Here is a 24093-nt window from a genome sequence, read left to right as displayed (position 1 = left end):
GGCGACCTCTACAGCTTGACGCGGCCACGCCAGATGTCGGCGTACATGACCCAGTCGCCGATGAAGCTGTAGAGCGGGTACTTGAAGGTGGCCGGCCGGTTTTTCTCGAAGAAGAAGTGGCCTATCCACGCAAAGCCGTAGCCGCACAGCAGGCCGTTCAGCAGCCAGACGAAGGCGCCCGTTCTGAACAGTTGCCACAGGCAGACCAGCACCAGCGTCGAGCCGATGAAGTGCAGGCGCCGGCAGACAACGTTGCTGTGCTCGCGCAGGTAGAAGGGGTAGAAGTCGGCGAAGCGGGTGAAGCGTTCGGTGCTCATGCGCCGATTCAAGCGCGCGGCAGCGCAGGCAAACATGGTGTTTTCTATGGGGTGGAAGCGCAGGGATAGTGTGCTATGTTGCCCATGAAATTTGCCTCGGAGGCACCTATGAAAGTCGTCGATATCCTGCGTGTCAAAGGCGGCACCCTGTTCACCGTCACGCCCGACGAACTGCTGAAGGAGGCGATCGCGGCCATGGCCGAACGCGACATCGGCTCACTCGTCGTCATGGAGCATGGCGACCTCGTCGGCATGTTGACCTTTCGCGAGGTCATCCAGGCGGTCGTCAAGAACGGTGGCGAGGTCGGCACGACCATCGTGCGCACGGTGATGGACGATGCGCCGCTCACCTGCACGCCCGAGACCGAAATCGACGAGGTGCGCCGCATGATGCTGGGCCGCCACGCGCGCTACATGCCCGTGCTGAACGGCAAGACGCTGATGGGCGTGATCTCGCTGTACGACGTGGCCAAGGCCGTGGTGGACAGCCAGGACTTCGAGAACCGCATGCTCAAGGCCTACATCCGCGACTGGCCGGTGGAAGAGAACGCCGAGCCTGAGTCCAAGCTCTAGGAAGTTCGCAACGCATGAAGGCGGCCTTGCAGGGCCGCTTTTGCTTTTCAGGGCCGCCTAAAATTCAGCGCATATGTCAGGCAGCACCTTCGGCGAACTCTTTCGCGTCACCAACTTCGGCGAAAGCCACGGCCCGGCCATCGGCTGCGTTATCGACGGCTGCCCGCCGGGGATGCGCTTGAGCGAGGCCGACATCCAGCCCGAGCTGGACCGCCGCCGCCCCGGCACCAGCCGCCACGTCACGCAGCGCAACGAGCCGGACGCGGTGGAGATCCTGTCCGGCGTCTACGAAGGCGTCACGACCGGTACGCCGATCTGCCTGCTGATCAAGAACACCGACCAGCGCAGCAAGGACTACGGCAACATCCTCGACACCTTCCGCCCCGGCCACGCCGACTACACCTACTGGCGCAAGTACGGCGTGCGCGACCCGCGCGGCGGCGGGCGCTCGTCGGCGCGGCTGACGGCGCCGATGGTGGGCGCCGGCGCGGTCGCCCGCAAATGGCTGCGCCAGGCCTACGGCACCGAGTTCCGCGGCTGCATGACGCAGCTCGGCGATATCGAGATCCCGTTCGAGGGCTGGCAGCACGTCGGCCAGAACCCGTTCTTCGCCTGCAACGCCAGCAAGATCGACGAGCTGGAGGCCTACATGGACGCGCTGCGCAAGGCCGGCGATTCGGTCGGCGCGCGCATCCGCGTCGAGGCCACCGGCGTGCCTGTCGGCCTGGGTGAACCGCTGTTCGACAAGCTGGACGCCGACATCGCCTACGCGCTGATGGGCATCAACGCCGTCAAGGGCGTGGAGATCGGCGCCGGCTTCGGCGTGGTCGCGCAGAAGGGCACCGAGCACGGTGACGAATTGAGCCGCGACGGCTTCGCCAGCAACAACTCGGGCGGCATGCTGGGCGGCATCTCCACCGGCCAGGACATCGTCGCCAGCCTCGCCATCAAGCCCACCAGTTCCATCCGCAGCCCCAAGGCCAGCATCGACCGCGCCGGCAACCCGGCCGTCGTGGAAACCTTCGGCCGCCATGACCCCTGCGTAGGCATCCGCGCCACGCCCATCGCTGAGGCCATGCTGGCCCTGGTGCTGATGGACCATGCGCTGCGGCATCGGGCTCAGTGCGGTGATGTGGTGCTGCCGGTCGACCCGATTCCGGCAGCCCGTCCGGACTGAGCCGCAGTTCGTCGGCCAGGCCGCCGGGCCGATCCCGGGCCGGTGCAGCTCAGCCCTCACAAACCGCGTTTCGTCACACCGCCGCTGCGCCTTGGCGCCTCTGTTTCTAGACTGCTGTGTCTGTGGCAGAGAGTGTCTGGGGGAGTCATGCGCAAGTCCGTGAAATTGGGTGGCATCGCAGCCGTTGTGCTGCTGGTGGGTGGCGCCGGTGTGGCCGTCATGGCCAGCAAGGGCGACGGCCCCAAGAAGCCGGGTGACGAGAAGGCCAAGCCGACGCTGGAGTTCGTCGCCAGCGAGGTCGTCAAGCCCGTGCTCACCGCCATGCCGGCCCAGATCGAATTCAGCGGCCCGCTGGTGGCACCGGGCACGGTCGTCGTGCGCGCCAAGTCCAACGGCACGCTGCTGAACCTGGCGGTGGGCGAGGGCAGCCGCGTGAAGGCGGGCCAGGTGCTGGGCCAGGTCGACCTGGAAGAGCTGCGCTATCGCATCGCCGAGCGCGGCGCGAGTGTCGAGGCCATGCGTGCCCAGATGGACCAGGCCGGCCGCACGCTCAAGACCAACGAGGACCTGGCGGCCAAGAACTTCATCGCCCAGACGGCGTTGGACAACTCGCGCGCAGCCTACGAGTCGGCCCGCGCCAACTGGAATGCCGCCAAGGCGCAACTCGACACCAGCCAGGTGACGATGCGCCAGGCGGCGCTCATCGCGCCCATCAACGGCATCGTCGCCAAGCGCCACGCGCTGCCGGGCGAGAAGCTGGCGGCCGAGCAGCAAATCCTGAGCATCGTCGACCTCGCCAAGCTGGAGCTGGCCGGGTTGGTGGGCACGCACGAGGTGAGCCGCCTGCAGCCGGGTATGGCCGTGCAAGTCAAGGTAGAGGGCGTTGACGAGCCGGTCGAGGCCAAGATCGCGCGCATCGCGCCGGCCGCCGAGCCGGGCACGCGCTCCATCGGCGTGACGCTGGTGCTGGACAACCCCAAGGAGCTCTACCGCGCCGGCCAGTACGCCGTCGCCAAGGTCGTGCTTCAAGACGACACCCAGCGCCTGACCGTGCCTATCGCCGCCATCAGCCGCAACTCGGGGCAGGAACAGGTTTGGATGATCGAGAAGGGCGCCCTGGTGCGCCGTGTTGTGACGACCGGCCGCAGCGATGCCCGTGAAGGCCGCGTCGAGGTGCTGAACGGGCTCAAGCCTGAAGCCCAGGTGCTGGCTGCGCGCTTCGACAACCTGCGCGAGGGCGACCCGGCGCAGATCGTGGCCACCAAGTCCGCCAAGGTCGCCAGCGCCGCCGGCGCTGCGTCCGCCCCGGCGCAACAGTGAGGAGCGTGCCATGTGGATGACTCGCGTTTCCATCCAGAACCCGGTCTTCGCGACGATGGTGATGGTGGCCCTGTGTGTGCTGGGCCTGTTCTCGTATTCCAAGCTCGGCGTCGAGCAGATGCCCGACATCTCGCTGCCCGGCGCCAGTGTCGACATCCGCTACCCCGGCGCCTCGCCCGAGGCCGTGGAGCGTGAGATTGCCAAGCCTCTGGAAGAGGCACTTAACACCATTGCCGGCGTGGACCGCATCCAGTCGCGCAGCTTCGAGGGCCGCGTGCAGGCCAGCGTCGAGTTCTCGCTGAACACCGACATGAGCCGCGCCATGCAGGACCTGCGTGACCGCGTCGCCGGCGCGCAGGCGGGCTTCCCCAAGGACGCCAAACCGCCGACCGTGCAGCGCTTCCAGGCGGACAACGCCCAGCCCGTCGTCGTGATGGCGCTGCTGTCGCCCAACCGCGGTTCGCGCGAGCTGTCCATGATGGCCGACCTGATCGTCGCCAAGCGCCTGGGCCGCGTCGAAGGCGTGGCCAAGGTGGACGTGGGCGGCATGACGACGCGCGAGGTGCGCATTGACCTCGACCCGCTGCGCCTGCGTGCCTACGGCGTGACGCCGGCCGAGATCGCCAAGGCACTGGGCGAGGCCAATGCCGATCAGCCGGTCGGCCTGCTGTCCGACCAGACCTCCGACGCCATCCTGCGCGTGGAAGGCCGCGTGAAAGACCCCAAGGCGTTTGGGCAGATGGTCGTCGCCCGCCGCGGCAACCTGGCGCTGACGCTGAACGACCTCGGCACACTGGTCGAGCGCGAGCGCGAGCAGGACAGCATCGCCCGCATCAACGGCCAGCCGGCCGTGAGCTTCAACATCTTCAAGCAGCAGGACGCCAACATCGTCAAGACCGGCGACGCCGTGAAGGAGGCCATGGAGGAACTGCGCAACGTGCTGCCCAAGGACGTCGAGCTGCGCCTGATCTACGCCAACAGCGACTTCGTGAAGGGCTCGCTGACGGGCCTGAAGCACACGTTGATCGAAGGCGCACTGCTGACGGTGGCCATCGTCTTCCTGTTCCTGCACAGCTGGCGTTCCACCATCATCACGGGCCTGACGCTGCCCATCGCCGTCATCTCCAGCTTCATCGCCGTGCATGCCTTCGGCTTCACGCTGAACTTCATGACGATGATGGCGCTGAGCCTGTGCATCGGCCTGCTCATCGACGACGCCATCGTCGTGCGCGAGAACATCGTGCGCCACGTCGGCATGGGCAAGGACCACCGCACCGCCTCCTTCGACGGCACCAACGAGATCGGCCTCGCCGTCATGGCCACCACCTTCGCCATCTGCGCCGTCTTCGTGCCGGTCGCCTTCATGGGCGGCATCATCGGCAAGTTCTTCTACCCCTTCGGCATCACGGTGGCCGTGGCGGTGATGGTCAGCCTGTTCGTCAGCTTCACGCTCGACCCGATGCTGTCCTCCGTTTGGCATGACCCGCCGAGCACGCATCTGAAGAAGTGGCCCGTCATCGGCCACCTCATCCGCGCGACCGACTGGGGCATGGAGCGCCTGCACGACCTCTACGCGCACCTGATCGACTGGGCCTTCTCCGGCCGCCGCTACCGCGTCTTCGTGCCGCCCATCCCCGCCTACGGTCACCCATTCAGCGCCGATGGCAAACGCGACAAGGCCGCCAAGCGCGTCTTCCGCTTCGCAACGCTGACGCCGCGCGGCCTCGTCATGTGGGGCGCAGTCGCCAGCTTTGTGGCGGCACTGGCGCTGGCGCCGCTGGTGGGCAGCGAGTTCGTACCGCAGACCGACAACGGCTTCACGCAGGTCAACCTGCGCATGCCGGTGGCATCGAGCATCGAGCGCGGCAGCGCCAAGGTGGCGCAGATCGAGGAGATCCTGAAGAGCTACCCCGAGATCAAGACCGTCTCGACCGTGGTGGGCAGCACCGGTGAAGGCCTGTCCACCGGCCGCAACCAGGCCGCGCTGAACATCTCGCTGACCGACCGCAGCGAACGCAAGCGCTCGCAGAAGGAAATCGAGGACGCCATCCGCGCCGACATCGCCAAGATCCCCGGCATCGAGGTCAGCGTCGGCTTCGACCGCCCGATCTGGATCACCATCCTTGGCACCGACCCCGAGGTGCTGACCCAGACCGCCAAGGACCTGGTCGAGAAGATCAAGCTGATCCCTGGCGCGGTGGACGTGGACACGACGGTCAAGCCCGGCGTGCCCGCCTTCGCCGTGCGCCTGAAGGACTCGGCCATCCGCGAGCTCGGCTTGACCGCGCCGCAGATCGCTTCCAGCCTGCGCGCCTACGTCAACGGCGAGATCGCGACCTACTGGACGACGCCCGACGGCAACCAGGTCGAGGTGCTGCTGCGCCTGCCGCGCGAACAGCGCGAGCGCATCGAGCAGATGGCTAAGCTGCCGGTCGCCTTCTCCAAAGACGGCGCACCCATCACGCTGGACCAGGTCGCCACCATCGAGCCCGTGTTCAACCCCGAGGTCATCCGCCGCGAGAACCTGCAGCGCCGCGAGGCCGTGTTCGCCGGCGTGCAAGGCCGCCCGGGTGGCGACGTGAACGACGACGTGCAGAAGCTCATCAAGAACACACAGCTGCCCCCGGGTACGAGCTTCAAGGTGGACGGCGCCGGCAAGCAGCAAGCCGAAGCCTTCAACGGCCTGCTCGCCGCAATGGGCCTGGCCGTGGTGTTCATCTACATCGTGCTGGCCAGCCAGTTCGGCAGCTTCCTGCAGCCGATCGCCATCATGGCTTCGCTGCCGTTGGCGCTGATCGGCGTGATGCTGGCGCTGCTGCTGTGGCGCTCGACGCTGAACGTGTTCTCGATGATCGGCCTGGTCATGCTGATGGGCCTGGTGACCAAGAACGCCATCCTGCTGGTGGACTTTGCCAACCACGCCCGCAAGGCCGGCGCCACGGTGGCCGAGGCGCTGCGCGAGGCCGGCCTCATCCGTATGCGCCCCATCATCATGACGACGTCGGCGATGGTCTTCGGCATGCTGCCGATGGCGATTGCGCTGAACGACGGCGGCGAGATTCAAGCGCCCATGGGCCGCGCCATCATCGGCGGCGTTATCACGTCGACGCTGCTCACGCTGGTAGTGGTGCCGGTGCTGTACAGCTACCTGGTGCGGGACAAGAAGCCCGCCGTCAAGAAAGCGGAGCAGGGCGGTGGTGCGCTGCCTTTGCACGGCATGCCCGGCGCGATGCCGGCCGATAAGGAATAACCGAACCGATCTCCCTCGAGCGCTTCAGCGCTTGGGCCGGCCTCTTCGGGGGCCGGCCTTTTTGTTGGCCCGGGGAGGGCAGTCGAATTACAATCGGCGCGAAAGTAAGGAGACGCCATGGCTGAATCTACCGTCACCGCCAAGGGGCAAACCACGGTACCTGCGGACATCCGGGCTCTCATCGATGCCAAGCCGGGCACCCGCCTCGTGTGGTCGGCCATGCCGGACGGGACCATCATCGTGCGCGCCAAGACCAAGTCCATCCTGGACATGGCCGGCATGCTCAAGGCGCCCAAAGGCAGGCAGGTCAGCGTCGACGACATGAACCCCTGGCGCTGACGGGACGCGAGCCGTGCCGGCGCTCGACACCAACGTGTTGGTGCGTTACCTCGTCGAGGACGATGCGGCCCAACTCGCTGCAGCGCGCCGGTTCATCCGCCGCTGCGTCAGTGAAGGTGTCACCTTGTTCGTGCCCGTCACCGTCGTGCTGGAGCTTGAATGGGTGCTCCGCAAGAGCTTCGGCTTCGCCAAGGACGACGTGCTGCTGGCCTTGTCGCATCTGTTCTCGGCGGCGGAGCTCAGCATCGAATCGGAGCGCGCACTTGAAGTGGCGCTGCAACTGTTCCGCCAGGGCCCGGCCGACTTTGCCGACTGCCTGCACATCGCCTTGGCCGCCCAGGCCGGCGAGCAGCCGCTGTGGACGCTCGACAAGGGGGTGGCCAAGGTGGATGGCGCGCGGCTGCTGGCGAAGGGCTGAGCTGTGGATGGCCGTCGGCCCCTGCTACTTCCGTCGCTTGCAAGTCTTCAGCGCCCTCTCGACTCTGCTTGCGTCCTTCGGCGATTTCCCGAGAACCCAGGGATACGAAGGGCCGAACACATCCGCAGGCTCGCCTTCAATGGCGACGGCATGCAACAGGTAGCGCTGCCCTTCAAGATCGCGCTTCAAGCTCTCCACGGCGAAGTACCCGCCGCCAAATTGATATCGAACCGTCTGCGGAGCTTTCCAGTTCTTCGGATAAAGAACCTTCTCGACCTTCACGTCAACTTCTGCCCTTCCGCACAGCGTAATGAAGCCGCCGTCCACGGCAGGCTCGCCTTTGCAGGCACTCGGACCCTTGGCGGTCACGAAGCGGACATTGCTGGCGGTCCCAACAAAAACGTGCGTGGCCGCGCAAATCTCCTGCTCGAAGCTTGCCTCGGGGGGAGGCGGGGTGGCCATTGCTGCCGTCGCGAGCAAGGAAAGTGCGAACAAGGCGGCGGCTGTTGGATGCGGCATGGCGTCTCCCTCCCGGGCAGTGGATGCGTGGCGACTATGCCAATGAAACTTCGCGAATAACGCCTCGCAGCCATCGATGCGCCGCATCTCCATCCATGCGCGGATGCCACAGTAGCGAGACGGTGAAGGGCTGCAACGCCAGCGGCAACTCGAAGCTCAACAAGCCCTCGCGCAGATGTGCGGTATGCCGCTCCGGCACGGTGGCGATCAGGTCGGAGGCGCGTGCCAGCGCCAGCGCTTCGGCAAAGCCAGCCACAGTGACGCTGATGTCGCGGCGCAGGGCCAACAGGCTCATTGCCTCGTCGACCGGCCCGTGCGCCGCGCCGCCGCGCGAGACGGCGACGTGGCGACCGGCCGCGTAGCGCGCCGCCGTCAACTTGCCGCGACCCAGCGCATGGCCGGCTCGCACAACGGCGATGAAGCGCTCCCGGAACAGCGCCTGGGCGCGCAGCTCCGGCCCGGTGGTCGAGCCGATGACACCGGTCTCAAGATCCACGCGGCCATCGCGCAGCGGCGTGCTGTCCCGGTCAGGCTTGGGCACGAAGCGCAGGCGCACACCCGGCGCCTCGGCGGCCACGCGCGCCAGCAGCGCCGCGCCGAAGTTCTCGACGAAACCCTCGCGTGTGCGCAGCGAGAACTCGCGTTCCAGCTTGGCCAGGTCCAACGCCGCCGCCGGCCGCAGCGCCGCTTGCGCGCCCTGCACCAGCGGGCCGATGAGTTCGCGCAGTTCCAATGCCCGAGGCGACGCCACCAGCCCGCGCCCGGCGCGCACCAGCAGCGGGTCGCCGGTGGCTTCGCGCAGGCGGGCTAGGGACCGGCTCATGGCCGACGGGCTCAGCCGCAGCCGGCGTGCGGCACCGGCGACGCTGCCTTCGGCAAGCAGCGCATCGAGCGTCAGCAGCAGATTGAGGTCGGGGTCTGACATGGCGTCTGGTGCAGCAATGAAGTGCACATGATGCGTCTTCCGCCATGGCCGGTAAATGCCTAAGGTTGCGGCATGACGACCACAACCCTTGCCCCAACCGCCGCGCCACCCATCACCGGCGTGCTTGCCAGCCTGGCGTTGGCGACCTTGCTGCCCTCGCTTGCAGTCAGCAGCGCCAACGTCGCGCTGCCGACGCTGGCCACGGCGTTCGGCGCGCGTTTTGCCGACGTGCAATGGGTCGTGCTGGCCTATCTGCTCGCCACAACGATCCTCGTCGTCGGCGCCGGCCGCCTGGGCGATCTGATCGGTCGGCGCCGCGTGCTGATGGGCGGCATCGCGTTGTTCACCGTGGCATCGGCGCTGTGTGCCGTGGCACCCAGCCTTGCATGGCTGATCGCCGCGCGCGCGCTGCAGGGCGTGGGCGCGGCGGCGATGCTGGCGCTGACGATGGCCCTCGTCGGCGCGGCGCTGCCCAAGGCGCGTGCGGGCAGCGCGATGGGCTTGCTGGGCACGATGTCGGCCGCGGGCACCGCCCTCGGGCCGTCGCTCGGCGGCGTGCTCATCGCCGCTTTCGGCTGGCCGGCGATCTTTGCTGCCAACCTGCCGCTCGGCCTGCTGGCCTTGGTGATGGCCTGGCGCTGGCTGCCGGCAGATGGCGAGGTTAGGCAAACAACCAGCTTCGACCTGCCCGGCATGCTTTGGCTGGCGTTGACACTGGCCGCCTTCGCGCTCGCGATGACACAGCACCTCGGCCTGCTCGCCGTGGCGCCAATCGGCTTGCTCCTCTTCATACGCACCGAGGCCCGCGCCGCGTCGCCGTTGATCCGACTGGAGCGGCTGCGCGAGCCCGCCCTGGGCGCCGGCCTGGCGATGAACACGCTGGTCTCTGCCGTCATGATGGCCACGCTCGTCATCGGGCCCTTCCACCTCAGCGGCACGCTGGGTCTTGGCGCTGCGGCGGTGGGTGCGCTGATGTCCATCGGCCCCGTCGTGTCGGCCTTCAGCGGCGTGCCCGCCGGCCGGTTGGTCGACCACTTCGGCACGCAGCGCATGGCGCAGTTAGGCCTCGTCGCGATGGCGGCGGGCTGCGGGCTGATCGGCCTGCTGCCGGCATCTCTCGGCGCCATCGCCTACGTTGGGCCGCTCGTCATCGTCACGCCGGGCTATGCGCTTTTCCAGGCTGCCAACAACACGGCCGTCATGGACGGCGTGCAAGCCGAGCAGCGCGGCGTCGTCTCCGGCGTGTTGACGCTGTCGCGCAACCTCGGCCTCATCAGCGGCGCCTCGGCCATGGCGGCGGTCTACGCGATGGGCGGGCTGAGGGTGAGCTTCGCGATTGCTGTACTCATGCTTGCCCTGGCCATCGGGCTTGCCAGGCGCGTGCGTTGACCCGCACAATCGCCCCCGCTCCGGGGTGCCCGGGACTGGCTTGCCAGACCCAGACGCTGAGACGATCCAAAGGGATCGAACCCGTGAACTTGAACCGGCTAATACCGGCGTAAGGAGAGCGCATGCCTTGTGGCGTGCTGGCGCGGCCACCCAGTGGCGCGCACGCACCCCGCAGGCGGCCTTGGAGCAGAAGACCCACCCGCTCCAGGAGACCGCCGTGAACGCCCCCGAAAAACACCTCTCGATTGATGACCGCCTGTCGCTGACGCGTGAACCCTTTCCCGCGTCGACCAAGGCCTACGTCGCCGGCAGCCGGCCTGACGTGCGCGTGCCGATGCGCGAGATCGCGTTGACGAACGGCGAGACGGTCGTCGTGCACGACACCTCCGGCCCCTACACGGACGCTAACGCCACCATCGACGTGCGCCAAGGCCTGCCCGCCATCCGCACCGGCTGGGTCAGTGACCGTGCCGACACCGAGGCCTACACCGGCCGCACCCGTGTGGCGCTGGACGACGGCGGCAAGGAGGACAACGAGCGCATCGCCACCCTCCGCGCCGAGGCCGAGGCCCTCCAGCGTCAACCCCGCCGGGCCCAGCCCGGCGCCAACGTAACCCAGATGCACTACGCCCGCCGCGGCATCGTCACGCCGGAGATGGAGTTCGTGGCGCTGCGCGAGAACGGCAAGCGCGAGTGGATGCGCGAGTACCTGGGCGACGCCGAGCGCGAGGCGCGCCTGCGCGGTGATGCGATGGGTGCTGCCATCCCCGACATCATCACGCCCGAGTTCGTGCGCCAGGAGGTGGCGCGAGGCCGCGCCGTCATCCCGGGCAACATCAACCACACCGAGCTGGAGCCGACCATCATCGGCCGCAACTTCCTCGTCAAGGTCAACGCCAACATCGGCAATTCGGCCGTCACGTCCAGCATCGAGGAAGAGGTCGAAAAGCTCGTCTGGTCCATCCGCTGGGGCGCGGACACCGTGATGGACCTCTCCACCGGCCGCAACATCCACACCACGCGCGACTGGATCGTTAGGAGCTCGCCCGTGCCCATCGGCACCGTGCCCATCTACCAGGCGCTGGAGAAGGTGGGCGGCATCGCCGAAGACCTGAGCTGGGCCGTCTTCCGCGACACGCTGATCGAGCAGGCCGAGCAGGGCATCGACTACTTCACCATCCACGCCGGCCTGCGCCTGCCGTTCATCCACCTCACCACCAAGCGCCGCACCGGCATCGTGTCGCGCGGTGGCTCCATCCTCGCCAAGTGGTGCATCACGCATCACCGCGAGAACTTCCTGTACACGCACTTCGAAGAGATCTGCGAAATCATGAAGGCCTACGACGTGACCTTCTCGCTCGGCGACGGCCTGCGCCCCGGCAGCGGCGCAGACGCCAACGACGAGGCCCAGTTCGCCGAGCTGCGCACGTTGGGCGAGCTGACCAAGGTGGCCTGGAAGCACGACGTGCAGACCATGATCGAAGGCCCCGGCCATGTGCCCATGCACCTCATCCAGGCCAACATGACGGAGCAGTTGAAGCACTGCCACGAGGCGCCGTTCTACACACTGGGCCCGCTGACCATCGACATCGCGCCGGGCTACGACCACATCGCCAGCGCCATCGGCGCGGCCATGATCGGCTGGATGGGCACGGCCATGCTCTGCTACGTGACGCCCAAGGAGCACCTCGGCCTGCCCGACCGCGACGACGTCAAGCAAGGCCTCATCGCGTACAAGATCGCCGCTCACGCGGCCGACATCGCCAAGGGCCACCCCGGCGCCCGCGCGCGGGACGACGCGATGAGCAAGGCGCGCTTCGAGTTCCGCTGGAACGACCAGTTCGCACTCGGCCTGGACCCGGACACGGCGCGGGAATATCACGACGAGACGCTGCCCAAGGATTCGTCCAAGGAAGCTCACTTCTGCTCGATGTGCGGCCCGAAGTTCTGCTCGATGAAGATCACGCAGGACGTGCGCGAGTACGCGGCGACGCGCGGGCTGGAGGCCTCTGATGTGGTGGCCGACGGCATGGCGCAGAAGTCGGCCGAGTTCCGCGCGGCGGGCGGCGAGCTCTACATCCCCATCAAGCCGCAAGCCTGATGGATATCGCCATCGCAGGCGCCGGCGTCATGGGCCGGCTGCTGGCCTGGCAGCTGGCGCGGGCCGGGCATCGCGTGTCCGTTGTCGACCGGGCTGCTGGGCCGACCGAGCCCGTTGCCGCCGCCTTCACGGCCGCCGGCATGCTGAGCCCGTGGGCCGAACAGGAGCATGCCGAGCCCGAGATCACGGCACTGGGCTGGCGATCGCTCGAACTGTGGCCAGGCATTGCCGGCGCGCTGAGCCAGCCCGGCCTCGTGAGGACCGACGGCAGCCTGCTGCTGGCCCATGGCAGCGACGTGGGATCGGCGCAGCGCGTGCTCGCCCGGCTGAAGGGCGGCCCCGAGCCGTTGAACCGCGCCGCGCTGCAGATGCTGGAGCCCTCGCTCGCGCCCGACCTCAAGGCCTGGTGGCTGCCCGGCGAGGGGCAGCTGCTGCCGCGCGAGCTGCTGGCCGCGCTCGTGCAGCAGGCGCCCGGCGCCGACTGGCGCTGGGGTCGGCGTGCGACGGCCGTGCAGCCGCATCGAATCGAGCTGGGCGACGGCACTCGCATCGACGCCGACCTGGTCATCGACACGCGGGGCCTCGGCGCCAAGCCCGACCTGCCGACCCTGCGCGGTGTTCGGGGCGAGATCCTGTGGCTGCATGCACCGGGTGTCACGCTCAACCGCCCCGTGCGTTTGATGCACCCGCGCCACCGCGTCTACCTCGTGCCGAGGCCGGGCGATGTCATCGTCGTCGGCGCGTCCGAGGTCGAGAGCGAGGACCGCTCGCCGGTCAGCCTGCGCAGCGCCGTCGAGCTGATGGCTGCGGCCCACAGCGTGCTGCCCGCGCTGGCGGAGGCGCGCATCGTGCACATGGAAACCAACCTCCGCCCGGCCTTGCCGGACCATCGCCCGTGCATCCAGCAGCAGCCTGGATTGCTGCGTATCAACGGCCTGTTCCGCCACGGCTGGCTGCTGGCGCCAGCGCTGGCCGAGAAAGCTTTTGAACATGTCTGACTTCACGCTCAACCACGAGCCCCGACCCTGGCGCGAGGCCTTGAGCGTCGCCGCCTTGGTGGCCGAACAGGGCAGGGCGCCCGATGCCGTCGCCACGGCGATCAACGGCATCTTCGTGCCACGCGCTCGCCGCGACACGACGCTGATCCAACCCGGCGACGAGCTGACCTTGATCCAACCCATTACCGGAGGCTGACCATGTCGCCCTGGACTCTCTACGGCCGCACGCTGACGAGCCGTTTCCTGCTCGGCACAGCAGGCTATCCCTCGCCCGAGATCCTGCGCCGCGCCGTGCTCGCCAGTGGTGCGCAGGTGCTCACCGTCGGCCTCAAGCGCACGCTCGCCGCAGCCGGTGACAACGGTTTCGTCGCTGCCATCCGCGAGACGCTGCGCGAAACCGGCGGCCACCTGCTGCCCAACACCGCCGGCTGCCGCACCGCGCGCGAAGCCGTCACGCTGGCGCAGATGAGCCGCGAGCTGTACGAGACGAACTGGATCAAGCTCGAAGTCGTCGGCGACGAGTACACGCTGCAGCCCGACCCGTGGGAGCTGGTCATCGCGGCGGAGGCGTTAGCGAAAGACGGTTTCGAGGTCTTCCCCTACTGCACCGACGACCTCGTCACCTGCCGCCGCCTGCTCGACGCGGGCTGCCAGGTGTTGATGCCCTGGGGCGCGCCCATCGGCTCGGGCCAGGGCCTCCTCAACCCCTTTGCGCTGCGCACGCTCCGCGAGCGCCTGCCCGGCGTGCCGCTGATCGTCGACGCCGGCATCGGCGCGCCCTCGCACGCGGCCCAGGCCATGGAGCTGGGCTACGACGGCGTGCTGCTGAACTCCGCCGTCGCCCAGGCCGGCGACCCCATCCGCATGGCCGCCGCCTTCGGCCAGGCGATTGAGGCCGGGCGGTTGGGCTTTGAAGCCGGCGTGATGGCCAAGCAGGACATGGCGGTGGCGAGCACGCCGGTGGGTGGCCGGCCCTTCCTCATCCCATGAACAAGCCCGTCATCTGGAGCATTGCCGGCCTGGACAGCGGCGGCGGCGCGGGGCTGTCGGCCGACCAGCGTGCGGCGGACGCAGCCGGCGTTCATCTCTGCTCCGGCGCCGCCGCGCTGACGGCGCAAAACAGCGTTGCCGTCGAAGCCATCTTCCCGGTGCCGCCCGAGCAGTTGGACGCCCAGCTTGCGGCACTCGCCAGCGACCTGCCGCCCGCGGCCATCAAGACCGGGCTGCTGGGTGGCGTCGAGCAACTGCGTGTCGTCACGCGCTGGGTGGACCGCCTTCGCGAGCACGCGCCCATGGCACTCGTCGTCGACCCCGTGCTGCGCGCTTCCACCGGCGCGAGCTTTACCGACGAGGCGCTGCTGCGTGCCTACCGCGAGGAGCTGCTGCCGCGCGCCACGGTCGCCACGCCCAACCGGCGTGAAGCCGCGCGGCTGGTGGGCGAGGGCAGTGCGCCCGAACAAGCCCGCGCGCTGCAGACCCTGGGTGTGGCCAGCGTCTGCATCACCGGCGGCGATGAAGCCGGCCCGCTCGCCGTCGACTGGCTGGCCAGCCCGCACGCCAACGGCTGGCTCGCCCTGCCGCGCCGCGACGCACGCAACAACCATGGCACCGGCTGCTGCTTCGCGACCGGCCTGGCCGCCGCGTTGGCGCGGGGCTTTGTCGCTGCCGATGCGGCGGTGCTGGCCAAGATGCTGACGACCTCGGGCCTGCGTGCCGATGCCGCTCCCGGCGCCGGGGCGGGCCCGGTGCTGCCGTCGGCAGGCTTCATCACCGACGCCAGCCTGCTGCCCGCGCTGTTCGAGACCTTACCCGCCGGGTTGCCTGCCCGCCGCACCGACCCGCCCGCCGTCGAAGGCGTCTACGCCATCACCGACAGCGGCGCCCATGCCGCCCGGCTGTTCGGCGCGGGTGTGCGCACCGTGCAACTGCGCATCAAGCGTGCCGAAGGCGAAGGCGCCGCCGCCTGGCACACCCGCCTGGCCGGCGAGGTGCAGCCCGCCCGCGACGCCGCGCGTCGCCACAGCGCGACCTTCATCGTCAACGACCACTGGCGCGCCGCGCTCGCGCTGGGGGTGGATTTCGTCCACCTCGGCCAGGAAGACCTGCTGGCGCTGGACGCCACCGCCCGCGCCGATCTCGCCCAGGCCCGCGCTCGCGGCCTGCGCCTGGGCCTCAGTTCGCACAGCCTGTGGGAGCTGGCCCGCGCGGCGGCCTGGGCGCCCGATTACGTGGCCTGCGGCCCCGTCTGGCCCACGCTCACCAAGGCTATGCCGTGGCGGCCACAGGGGCTGGACAACCTGGCCTGGTGGGCGGCCATGTCGCCCGTGCCGGTAGTGGGCATCGGCGGTGTGCTGGCGCCGGAGCAGCTGATCCAGATCGCGACCTGCGGCGCCAGCGCCGGCTGCGTGGTGCGCGGGCTGACGCAGTTGCCGGTGCGCGAGTGGCTGGATGCCTGGCGCAGCGGCGCGGCCATGCCGCTGGCGACGCGGGCCGGCTGGCCGCACCCCAGCCTGCCGCGTTGATCAGCCTTGGTCGGCCTCGATCAAGGCCTGGTTCAAGGCCAGGTAGACCCGCAGCGAGGCGTGCGCGTCGTTGGCCGCGTACTGCAGCTGCTGCGGGGTCAAGGTCTTGTTGGCCCAGTTGGAGGTGGTCGCCTTCCTGGACTTGGAGAAGCGCCGGCCCAGCACGATGGCGACTGCCGCCTTCACGCCCACCTCATCCTTGAAGCCCAGCCGCTTCACCAGGTGCGCCAGGTCGATGGACTGGCCCAGGCGCAGGCCCAGCTTGCGCTGGATCTGGGGCCGGTCCGAGGCCAGGCCGAAGCCCACTTTGACGACATCGTCCGACTCGATCATGGCCTGCAGGAAGTCGCCCACACCCGGCGTGGCGGTCTGCACGATGAAGGCATCGGTCAGCGTGGCGAACTGGATGACCTCGGGGCCCGTCTGCGGCGCGCCGGCCACGAAGGTGGGCTTGCTCTCGGTGTCGAAGCCGACATGCCCGGCCTGCCGCAGCGCCTGCTCGGCGAACTCGAGTTGCGCGGCGGTCTTCAGCACGTGGATGCGGCTGGCCGGTAGCGCTTCGTAGGCCGGCAGGGCGGCGATCTGCTCAGTGGTGGGCCGCTGTAGCGGTGGTTTACGCATGGCGGCAGTATGGCCGCCTGCAACTCGCTCCACTCACGGGTTCAATATGAGCTGTCCGGCGGCTCGCCCGCCAGCAGCCTCGCCACCTGATCCGGCGGCACCGGCCTGCAGAAGCCGAAGCCCTGCATCAGGTCACAGTCCATCCCGATCAGCGCGGCTTCGTCGGCGGGCAACTCCACGCCCTCGGCGACGACGAGCATGCGCATCGCGTGGGCGACGCTCACCATGGACTCGACCAGCGTGCGGGAGTCGGCGCTGCTGGCCAGGCCGTGCACGAAGAAGCGGTCGATCTTGAGCTTGCGGCAGCGGATGCGGCGCAGATAGGCCAGCGAGCTGTAGCCGGTGCCGAAGTCGTCGATGGCCAGGCCGTAGCCCAGCCCCTGCAGCGTGAAGACAAAGGAGTCGGGCTTGTCGATGTCTTCGAAGCCGGCGCTTTCCGTCAGTTCGAACTCGATCTCTGCCGGGGTCAGATGCAGGGACTTGAGCTGCTGCAGGAAGCGTTCGCGGTGCTGGGGCTTGCGGCATTGCTCCCACGACAAATTGATGGCGACCAGTGGGCAGCTGAGGCCGAGCGCCTTCCAGGCGTCCAGGTCGCGGCGCAGGATGGCCAGCGTGGCCAGGCCGAGGTCGACGATGAGGCCGGAGCTTTCGGCCACGGGGATGAACTCGACCGGCGAGATCCAGCCGCGCTGCGGGTGCTTCCAGCGCGCCAGTGCCTCGAAGCCGTGGATGCGGCGCTGGGCGTCGTACTGCGGCTGATAGGCCAGCGAAAGCTCGTCGCCGGCCGCCAACGCGGTGCGCAGGTCATGCTCCAGCGCCAGGCGCAGGCGCAGCGCTTCGCCGATCTGGGGCGTGAAGAGCTGGAAGCTGTCCTTGCCCAGCTGCTTGGCGTGGCGCATGGCGGCGTCGGCGCAGCGCATGGCCTCGCTGGCGTTGCGTGCGTGGTCGGGCAGCGAGACGGCGCCGATGCTGACATGCAGGGGCAGCCATTGGCCGTCATGAAAGACGGGTTGGGTCAGGTCGGCCTGCAGTTGTGCGACATGGGCGCGCAGCGCGTCCTCGGGCAACCCGGGCACCAGCAGCATTGCGAACTCGTCGGCAGACAGGCGAGCCACCTGGTCTGCGTGCCGGCACAGCAGGCGCAGGCGCTGGCCGATGGCCTGCAGCACCGCGTCGCCGGTGGCGTGGTGGTGCTGGTCGTTGATCTGCTTGAAGTCGTCCAGGTCCAGGATCAGCAGCGTGGCGCCGCCGCCCTGCTGCAGCGCGCGCTCCAGCCGGCCGCGCAGATGCTCGCGGTTGGGCAGGTCGGTCAGCGCATCGAAGCGGGCGAGGTAGCGGGTGCGGCGCTCGACCTCCTTGATCTGCACACGCAGGCGCTTGGACATCCACCAGGCCAGGCCCGCCGTCGCCAGCAGCGTGCCCAGCGTGGCGCCCAGGAACTGGGCCAGGTCCAGCCACATCGGCAGGCGGCTGGCTTCCACGGCCAGCGTGCCGACGCGGCGCCCGGCAGCGTCCACCGGCACCTCCACCTGGGCGCTGCCGGCCAGCATGTCCAGGCTCGACAGCGCGGCTGCGGAGCGGGCGTAGAGCGTGAAGACGCTGCCGTCCGCCTTGAGCAACCGCGCGTGCAGGATGGCCGGGTTCTGCTGCAAGGCGGCGAGGCTCTCGCTGGCGTCGTTGCGGCTGTCGAACACCAGCGCTGCGGACACGGTCTGCGCCACGATGCTGGCCTGGGTCTGCAGGTCGCTGGTCTGGCGCTCCTTCAGGCGCAGGTATTGCAGCAGGCTCAGCACGAGGGCGAAGGCCAGCAGCGCCGCCAGCGCCACGACGAGTTCGCGCAGGCGCTCGAAGGCTTCGGAAAAACCTGGCTTCATGGCGTGGCCGTCTGATGACGCACAAAGCGGGCGAGGCGCAGCAACTTGGTGCTGATCACCAGCCCTGCGCGCCGCGCGGCGTCGAGCTCGACGTCGAAGACGATGCGGCCGTCTTCGACCTGAAGATTGATCATGGCGCCCTGGTCCAGCATCGCTGCGGTGTCGGACACCACGAGGACCGACGCCTGCGCCAGCATAGGCCGCAACGCCGGTTGTGGCGCGGGCAGATAGAGCAGGTGGCAACCGGCCAGCTGGTCGGCACGGGCGATGCGGCGCACGGCCACGGTCAGCTGGCGGATGGGTCGCCCGGACAGCGCCTGCAAAGAGCCTTCCATGCGGCCTTCCGTGCGGCTTTCGCCCACCGTGCAGACCTGCAGGCCGCCCTCCGGCGCGTCGCGCTCGGGCGGCCAGGTGACGAACATCAGCACGCGGTAGATGACCTCGGCCTTCAGCGACTCGGGGCTGGCCGTCTGCGCCAACGCCGCTGCCGACAAGCATCCAGCGAGCGCGCAGCCGGCCACCCAGCGCCAATGCGCTGACTGGCTTGAAATCCGCTGCTTGTAGGGCATGGGCGTTGTCAGAGCGAGAACCGCCAATCAAGGCGCCAGGCGCGCCCGGGTTGGGGGATGCTGCCCAGCGTCACATCCGGTGTCGAAGGGTCGAGGTTGCGCCGGTTCAGCGCGTTGTTCACGTGCAGGGCCAGGCTCTGGCGGTCGTTGAGCCGGTAGCGCAGATGGGCGTTGACGATTGCCGTGGAAGGCACTTCCTCCACACGGCCCAGGCGCGGGCCGAGCAGGTTCCACTCGGCGCCCAGTTGCCAGCGCTGCCATTCAGGCGTGACGACGTGGCCCTTGAGCATCCAGCGCGGTGCATTGCTCAGCCGGTCGCCCGCGTCGTCGCGCGCGTCCATCCATGAAGCGCTCGCGCGCCACAGCCAGCCCTCGGTTGAGCGCTGCTCCACCCCCAGGTCCACGCCGCGCAGGCTGACACGCCCGACGTTGCGGTACTGCACGACGGCGTCGGGCTCGTTGCCCAGCATCACCGGCTCGATGAGGCGGCTCATGCGCGTGTAGTAGGCGTTGGCACTCACGGCCTGGCCACTGAGCAGCAGGTATTCCCAGGCTGCCTCGGCCGAGTTGACATGCTCTGGCTTCAACGCCGTGTTGCTGAGCTGGGTGGCGCCGTCGTCGTAGAAGCGCTCGTAGAGGTTGGGCGTGCGGAAGGACCGGGCCCACATCAGCTTGAACGATTCACGCTCATCGGGCCGGAAGGCCAGCACGGCGCGCGGTGACAGCGCGGGCGAGAAGCTGCGCACGCGGTCCACGCGCAGGCCGGTGGTCAGGTGCAGCGTGGACGACAGGCGCCACTGGTCCTGCGCGTACACCGCTGCGGAGTCCTGCGAGACCCGGGAATCCAGGCTCACCCGATAGGGCTCCAGGTCGAAGTTGCGCTGCACGCCTTGGGGCGAGGTGCGCAGCTCCGCGCCCAGCATGAGCTGGTGATTAAGCAGGCCGCGCCACAGCATGCGGCCCTCCAGCGTCGTCCACTGCGCATGAGCCACGTCCTTGTTGACCAGGTCGGGCGCCTGCCCGAACACGTAGCGGCCGCGGAAGTCGTAGCCGGCCACGCTCAGGCGCACGGTGCGGTGCACGTCGTCCTGCCAGCCTTCGTCGTAGGAGACCTCGCCGAGGACGAGGCTGTCGACGTAGTAGGTGCCGGGCACGCCGGCCAATGTGCCGTAGGGCGCGGTAGCCGCATCCTTCTCGCGGCGCACGGCGTTCAATGCCAGCCGCCAGGGGCCGTGACGGTACTTGGCCAGCAAGGCCGCCTGCCGCTCGCCATCCAGGCCGCGCACCCAGCCGTCGGGGGTACCGAGTTCGGGCAGATAGAGATTCTCGCCAGCGCTGCGCTGCAAGTTCAGGCCGATAAACAAATCGCGGTCGGCGGCGCTGCTGGCGCCGTAGTGCATCTCGACTCGGCGCAGGCCCTGCTCGCCCAGGCTGGCCTGGGTGGTCAGGCCAGGGGCATCCGCGCCATTCAGCGTGACGACGTTGACGACGCCCAGCAGCGCATTGCTGCCATAGACCGACGAGCCGGGGCCCTGCACCAGTTCCACCCGCTTGACCCACTCGGCCATCACCGGCAATTCGAGCTGAGGCAGGCCCTGGTCGTAGATGGCGTCGTTGACGCGCTGGCCGTCGATGGCCATCAGCAGGCGCGAGCTGTAGTCGCCCGGGCGGTTGAAGCCGCGCAGCCCCAGCGCGCTGTAGGTGCGCGAGTTGCTGACGTAGACGCCCGGCAACCGGGCCAGCAGGTCGCCTACCGTCTGGTGGCCCAGGGCGGCGGACTCCTGCCGCTCCAGCACGCTGACCGAGGCCGGCGCGTCCATCAGGCTCTGCGCATAGCGCGAGGGGCCTTGGACTTCGCGTTTGAGCAGGGCTTCCAGCGCAGCGTCGTCGGATGAATCGGCAGGCGGGGCGGCGTGAGCTGCCAGCGGCCAGGCGAGCGAGGCCAGCCAGGCCAGCCGGGCCAGCGCGAGGAAATGGCAGGTCATGAGGTCGGTCGCCGTCACCTGCGACGGCCGATGGGAACATGCCGGAAAGCTTATCTGCGGCTCTGCTCGCAGTCGCTGTCGGATGTCACGGAGGTCGCGTTTGATGCCGCGCTTTTACGCCTCAGTCCCTGAGCCTGCGCTGCCACAGCCGGTCGGCGGCCTCGAAGATCGTCTTGCCTTGAAGTGACTCGCGGTCGCGCGCCAGGGCCAGCCAGTCCAGCGTGTCGTGGTGGCTGCCCGGCACCAAGGCGGCCGAGCGCTCGGCCACGAGCCAGGCGTGCAGCCGGGTGTAGAGCTCGGGGTGGTGCTGGCGCGTCCAGGCCAGGCCGACGAGGTCGCCATAGGCTTCTTCGCGGCGGGTGGAGCGCATGTCGAGCCAGGCCTGCTGCAAGTGGGGCGCCAGGTTTTCGGGCACCTGGGCCGCGACGAAGCCGGCCGGCAGGCGGTACCAGGCGCCGTCGAGGTAGCGGCGGCAGTGGCCCAGCTCGTGCGCGGCCATCAGTTCCAGCGCGGCGGCGCGCAAGTCGGGGTCGATCGAGTCCAGCTGGCGTTGGCCGTCCGGGTTGCCGCGCATCGAGAACACCATCTTGCAGCGGCCCTCGTCATAGCCCAGTGCCAGCGGCGCGGCGCCGGGCGCGTCCTGCGGCTGTACGACGAGGTCCAGCGGCAGCGCCAGGCTCTGCTTGGCATGCACGATGACCGGCCAGATGCCTTGCAGCCAGCGGGTTTCGAGCGCCGTCAGGTCGGCGGCGTGGGCGCTCTGCGACAGCGCGGCGGACAGCAGGGCGATGAGGATGGGCAGTCGGCGCAGCACGTCGGAGGCTCCTTTGAGAGCATCTTCGGCGCGGCAGGGCCGCTGCTTCACACGGCACGCTGCGCGCGTCGTGAACTATTCGGACAAGACCGTCACAGAGCTGTAACCGCCCGGCCGCGCGCACCGTCAATCCGTCACGAACCGCAGGACGGTTGTCGGCGGCGCCCGCATGGGTTGCCCTGCGTCGCTAGCATCGTTCGCTTCGCAAGACGGCCCCCCCGCGGGCGACTCCGATGATGAATCCTTCGTTCCGGCGCAGGCTGATGCTCGCCACCGCATTGGTCGGCTGCGTGCTGCCGGCCGTCTCGGCGCCCGGCGACGCCGAGCCTGCCAGCTGGCGCGACGCCACCACCGGCCAGCGCATCGTCCGCATCGACGACCGCCCGGGCAACTACGGCCTCTACTTCAACTACAACCCCTTCACGCCCCAGGGCGACCTGATGATCTACCTCACGCCCGAGGGGATCCGCGTGGCCGACACCCGGACCTGGCAGACGCGGCTTGTGCTGAAGGGTCAGGTGGACCGGCTGCTGTTTGCGGGGCCGAAATCGCGCTCGGCCTACTACACGCTGCGCGACGCAACGGTGGAGGAGGGCGGTCCGTTCTCGGTATGGTCGGTGGACCTGGACAGCGGCAATGCTCGCAAGATCGCTGACCTGCCCGGCGGGCGCGTGCAATCCATCAACGCCGACGAGACGCTGCTCGCGGGCGCCTATGAGGTGGAGCCGCCGCCGCCCGACATCGCCGCCCAAGGCCGGCGCGACCCGGTGACAGGCTCGCCCGCCTACGCGGGCGTGGGGCCGGATGGCAAGCCGCTGTCGTTCGCAGCGGCCAAGGGCAAGTGGATGGCGGACCGCCTGGCCGCGCGCGTGCCGATGGAGATGTACAGCGTGTCCATCGCCACCGGCGAGCGCAAGCCCATCCACCGTGCGACGGACTGGCTCAACCACCTGCTGTTCTCGCCGAGCGACCCGACGCTGCTGATGTTCTGCCACGAGGGGCCCTGGCACGAGGTGGACCGCATCTGGACCATCCGCACCGACGGCACGCAGCTGACCAAGATCCACACCCGCACGATGGCCGGCGAGATCGCGGGCCACGAGTTCTGGGGCAGCGATGGCAAGACCGTCTGGTACGACCTGCAGATGCCGCGCGGCGGCACGACCTGGCTGACGGGGCGCAACCTGGCCACCGGCGAGCAGTGGCGCTACGAGGTGGCGCGTGAGCAGGCGTCGTATCACTTCTCGCAGTCGCCCGACGGCCAGCTGTTCTCGGGCGACGGCGGCAACGCCGGCAAGTGGATCAGCCTGCTCAAGCCGGTGGCGCGCGAGAAGCCGGTGCCCGGCCTCATCACGCCGGGCCGGCTGGAGACCGTGCGCGTGGCCGACCTGGGCAAGCAGGACTACACGCTGGAGCCCAACCAGCACTTCACGCCGGACGGCAAGTGGCTTGTGTATCGCGCCAACGTCGAGGGCAAGCCAGCGATCTACGCGGTGGAGCTGCCGCACTGAGCGTGGGCTTCGCGCGCTCAGCCCAGTTCGCGGCTGGCCAACGCGGCGGCTGCGGCTCGGGTTTCGACGCCGAGCTTCTGGAAGACGTGTTCGAGGTGCTTGTTCACGGTTCGCGGGCTCATGCCGAGGATCTCGGCGACATCGCGGTTGGTCTTGCCCTTGGCGATCCAGGACAGCACCTCCGTCTCGCGCAGGGTCAATGAGGCCGTCGACAGGCGCGATGGGGCCGGCGCGTCCGCCGTGCGCAACCCCAACAGCCACATCACCTCGCCCAGGCCCGCATTGCCGAGGCGGCGCGCCGTGAGCGTCTGGCCGGCGAGCGTCAGCGTGCGCAGCCCCTCGGTGTTGCCGGCCGCCTGCCCGGCCAGCCACGCCATGCAGACCGCATCGCCGCGCGCACCGAAGAACCTGGCCAGCCATTGCTGCGCCTGCGGCGAACGCCAGGCCATCCGCTGCTGCGCGTCGATCATCAGCACGCCGTGCCCGCCGATGTCGATGGCGTCGCGCGCCATGCGTACCGCCCGCGCGTTGCGCACATGGGTGGCCAGGCGCACGAGCACCTCCTGCGCCCGCAGCGGCTTGACGACGTAGTCCACCCCGCCGGCATCGAAACCCTGCACGATGTGGCTGGTTTCCGACAGGCCGGTCATGAAGATCACCGGGATGTGCGACCACGCAGGGTTGGCCTTGATGCGCCGGCACAGATCGAACCCGTTCAGGCCGGGCATCAGCGCGTCCAGCAGGATGGCGTCGGGGCTGACGAGGTCGAGCCGCGCCAGCGCCGAGGCGCCGTCGGCGGCCACGAGCACGGTGTAGCCCGCCTGGTCAAGCTCGATGCACAGGGCGCCCAGCGACTGCGGCATGTCGTCGA

The 24093-nt window shown here is 69.0% G+C and carries 22 protein-coding genes and 1 riboswitch; of the genes, 13 read left to right on the top strand and 9 right to left on the bottom strand.

Annotation, left to right across the window (positions count from 1 at the left end; all coding sequences use genetic code 11):
• Positions 1-8 precede the first annotated feature (8 nt).
• On the bottom strand, positions 9-317 hold the full coding sequence (locus ABIS05_RS13620) for an Mpo1-like protein (RefSeq protein ID WP_348010655.1): 309 nt from the start codon (positions 315-317) through the stop codon (positions 9-11).
• A 108-nt stretch (positions 318-425) separates the two neighbouring features.
• Between ABIS05_RS13620 and ABIS05_RS13615 the strand changes: the two genes are divergently transcribed.
• The 6 genes from ABIS05_RS13615 (at position 426) to ABIS05_RS13590 (ending at position 7394) form a co-directional block, all read left to right on the top strand.
• On the top strand, positions 426-890 hold the full coding sequence (locus tag ABIS05_RS13615; RefSeq protein ID WP_348010654.1) for a CBS domain-containing protein: 465 nt from the start codon (positions 426-428) through the stop codon (positions 888-890).
• Positions 891-963: 73 nt separating this feature from the next.
• Positions 964-2067, top strand: a complete 1104-nt coding sequence (gene aroC / locus ABIS05_RS13610; RefSeq protein WP_348010653.1) for a chorismate synthase — start codon at positions 964-966, stop codon at positions 2065-2067.
• A gap of 147 nt (positions 2068-2214) precedes the next feature.
• The gene (locus ABIS05_RS13605; RefSeq protein ID WP_348010652.1) at positions 2215-3387 is read left to right on the top strand and encodes an efflux RND transporter periplasmic adaptor subunit; all 1173 of its coding nucleotides are present in this window, start codon (positions 2215-2217) and stop codon (positions 3385-3387) included.
• 10 nt (positions 3388-3397) lie between these two features.
• Positions 3398-6637 carry an efflux RND transporter permease subunit gene (locus ABIS05_RS13600; RefSeq protein WP_348010651.1) on the top strand — a complete coding sequence of 1080 codons (3240 nt, stop codon included), beginning with the start codon at positions 3398-3400 and terminating at the stop codon, positions 6635-6637.
• A 117-nt stretch (positions 6638-6754) separates the two neighbouring features.
• The gene (locus ABIS05_RS13595; RefSeq protein WP_348010650.1) at positions 6755-6976 is read left to right on the top strand and encodes an AbrB/MazE/SpoVT family DNA-binding domain-containing protein; all 222 of its coding nucleotides are present in this window, start codon (positions 6755-6757) and stop codon (positions 6974-6976) included.
• Positions 6977-6989: 13 nt separating this feature from the next.
• On the top strand, positions 6990-7394 hold the full coding sequence (locus tag ABIS05_RS13590; protein WP_348010649.1) for a type II toxin-antitoxin system VapC family toxin: 405 nt from the start codon (positions 6990-6992) through the stop codon (positions 7392-7394).
• Positions 7395-7418: 24 nt separating this feature from the next.
• On the opposite strand, the gene ABIS05_RS13585 is transcribed toward ABIS05_RS13590, so the two are convergent.
• Both ABIS05_RS13585 and ABIS05_RS13580 read right to left on the bottom strand, forming a co-directional pair.
• Positions 7419-7913, bottom strand: a complete 495-nt coding sequence (locus tag ABIS05_RS13585; protein ID WP_348010648.1) for a hypothetical protein — start codon at positions 7911-7913, stop codon at positions 7419-7421.
• 34 nt (positions 7914-7947) lie between these two features.
• Positions 7948-8838: a LysR family transcriptional regulator gene (locus tag ABIS05_RS13580; RefSeq protein WP_348010647.1), complete on the bottom strand. Its 891-nt coding sequence runs from the start codon at positions 8836-8838 to the stop codon at positions 7948-7950.
• 72 nt (positions 8839-8910) lie between these two features.
• Here ABIS05_RS13580 and ABIS05_RS13575 point away from each other — a divergent pair, with 72 nt between their 5' ends.
• The 6 genes from ABIS05_RS13575 (at position 8911) to ABIS05_RS13550 (ending at position 15848) form a co-directional block, all read left to right on the top strand.
• Entirely contained in the window at positions 8911-10227 is a 1317-nt protein-coding gene (locus tag ABIS05_RS13575; protein ID WP_348010646.1) for an MFS transporter, read from the top strand.
• Positions 10228-10238: 11 nt separating this feature from the next.
• Positions 10239-10360, top strand: a riboswitch (TPP riboswitch).
• Between the two features lie 84 nt (positions 10361-10444).
• Positions 10445-12328: a phosphomethylpyrimidine synthase ThiC gene (gene thiC / locus ABIS05_RS13570; RefSeq protein WP_348010645.1), complete on the top strand. Its 1884-nt coding sequence runs from the start codon at positions 10445-10447 to the stop codon at positions 12326-12328.
• Positions 12328-13326, top strand: a complete 999-nt coding sequence (locus ABIS05_RS13565; protein WP_348010644.1) for an FAD-dependent oxidoreductase — start codon at positions 12328-12330, stop codon at positions 13324-13326. Before thiC ends, ABIS05_RS13565 begins: the two co-directional genes overlap by 1 nt.
• Positions 13319-13522, top strand: a complete 204-nt coding sequence (gene thiS / locus ABIS05_RS13560) for a sulfur carrier protein ThiS (RefSeq protein WP_348010643.1) — start codon at positions 13319-13321, stop codon at positions 13520-13522. Before ABIS05_RS13565 ends, thiS begins: the two co-directional genes overlap by 8 nt.
• Positions 13523-13524: 2 nt before the next feature.
• Positions 13525-14316: a thiazole synthase gene (locus ABIS05_RS13555; protein WP_348010642.1), complete on the top strand. Its 792-nt coding sequence runs from the start codon at positions 13525-13527 to the stop codon at positions 14314-14316.
• Complete coding sequence (locus ABIS05_RS13550) at positions 14313-15848, top strand: PfkB family carbohydrate kinase (protein WP_348010641.1); 1536 nt, start codon at positions 14313-14315, stop codon at positions 15846-15848. Before ABIS05_RS13555 ends, ABIS05_RS13550 begins: the two co-directional genes overlap by 4 nt.
• Here ABIS05_RS13550 and ABIS05_RS13545 read toward each other — a convergent pair whose 3' ends face one another.
• The 5 genes from ABIS05_RS13545 to ABIS05_RS13525 all read right to left on the bottom strand — a co-directional run bounded on the left by ABIS05_RS13545 (position 15849) and on the right by ABIS05_RS13525 (position 21711).
• Positions 15849-16469 carry a 3'-5' exonuclease gene (locus ABIS05_RS13545; protein ID WP_348010640.1) on the bottom strand — a complete coding sequence of 207 codons (621 nt, stop codon included), beginning with the start codon at positions 16467-16469 and terminating at the stop codon, positions 15849-15851.
• Positions 16470-16510: 41 nt separating this feature from the next.
• Positions 16511-18343 carry an EAL domain-containing protein gene (locus ABIS05_RS13540; RefSeq protein ID WP_348010639.1) on the bottom strand — a complete coding sequence of 611 codons (1833 nt, stop codon included), beginning with the start codon at positions 18341-18343 and terminating at the stop codon, positions 16511-16513.
• Positions 18340-18912 carry a YfiR family protein gene (locus tag ABIS05_RS13535; RefSeq protein WP_348010638.1) on the bottom strand — a complete coding sequence of 191 codons (573 nt, stop codon included), beginning with the start codon at positions 18910-18912 and terminating at the stop codon, positions 18340-18342. The genes ABIS05_RS13540 and ABIS05_RS13535 overlap by 4 nt, the downstream gene beginning before the upstream one ends.
• A gap of 8 nt (positions 18913-18920) precedes the next feature.
• On the bottom strand, positions 18921-20897 hold the full coding sequence (locus ABIS05_RS13530; protein ID WP_348010637.1) for a TonB-dependent receptor: 1977 nt from the start codon (positions 20895-20897) through the stop codon (positions 18921-18923).
• A gap of 121 nt (positions 20898-21018) precedes the next feature.
• Positions 21019-21711, bottom strand: a complete 693-nt coding sequence (locus ABIS05_RS13525) for a hypothetical protein (RefSeq protein WP_348010636.1) — start codon at positions 21709-21711, stop codon at positions 21019-21021.
• Positions 21712-21974: 263 nt separating this feature from the next.
• Between ABIS05_RS13525 and ABIS05_RS13520 the strand changes: the two genes are divergently transcribed.
• Positions 21975-23222, top strand: a complete 1248-nt coding sequence (locus tag ABIS05_RS13520; RefSeq protein ID WP_348010635.1) for an oligogalacturonate lyase family protein — start codon at positions 21975-21977, stop codon at positions 23220-23222.
• A 17-nt stretch (positions 23223-23239) separates the two neighbouring features.
• Here the strand turns inward: ABIS05_RS13520 and ABIS05_RS13515 are convergent, their stop codons facing one another.
• Positions 23240-24085, bottom strand: coding sequence for a response regulator (locus ABIS05_RS13515; RefSeq protein WP_407074849.1), 846 nt, complete (start codon positions 24083-24085; stop codon positions 23240-23242).
• Positions 24086-24093 lie beyond the last annotated feature (8 nt).

The organism is Roseateles sp. (assembly GCF_039929605.1).
Taxonomy (GTDB): Bacteria; Pseudomonadota; Gammaproteobacteria; order Burkholderiales; family Burkholderiaceae_C; genus Pelomonas.
The sequence above is the reverse complement of the archived record's forward strand: the minus strand, read 5'-3'. Positions and strand labels throughout refer to the sequence as shown.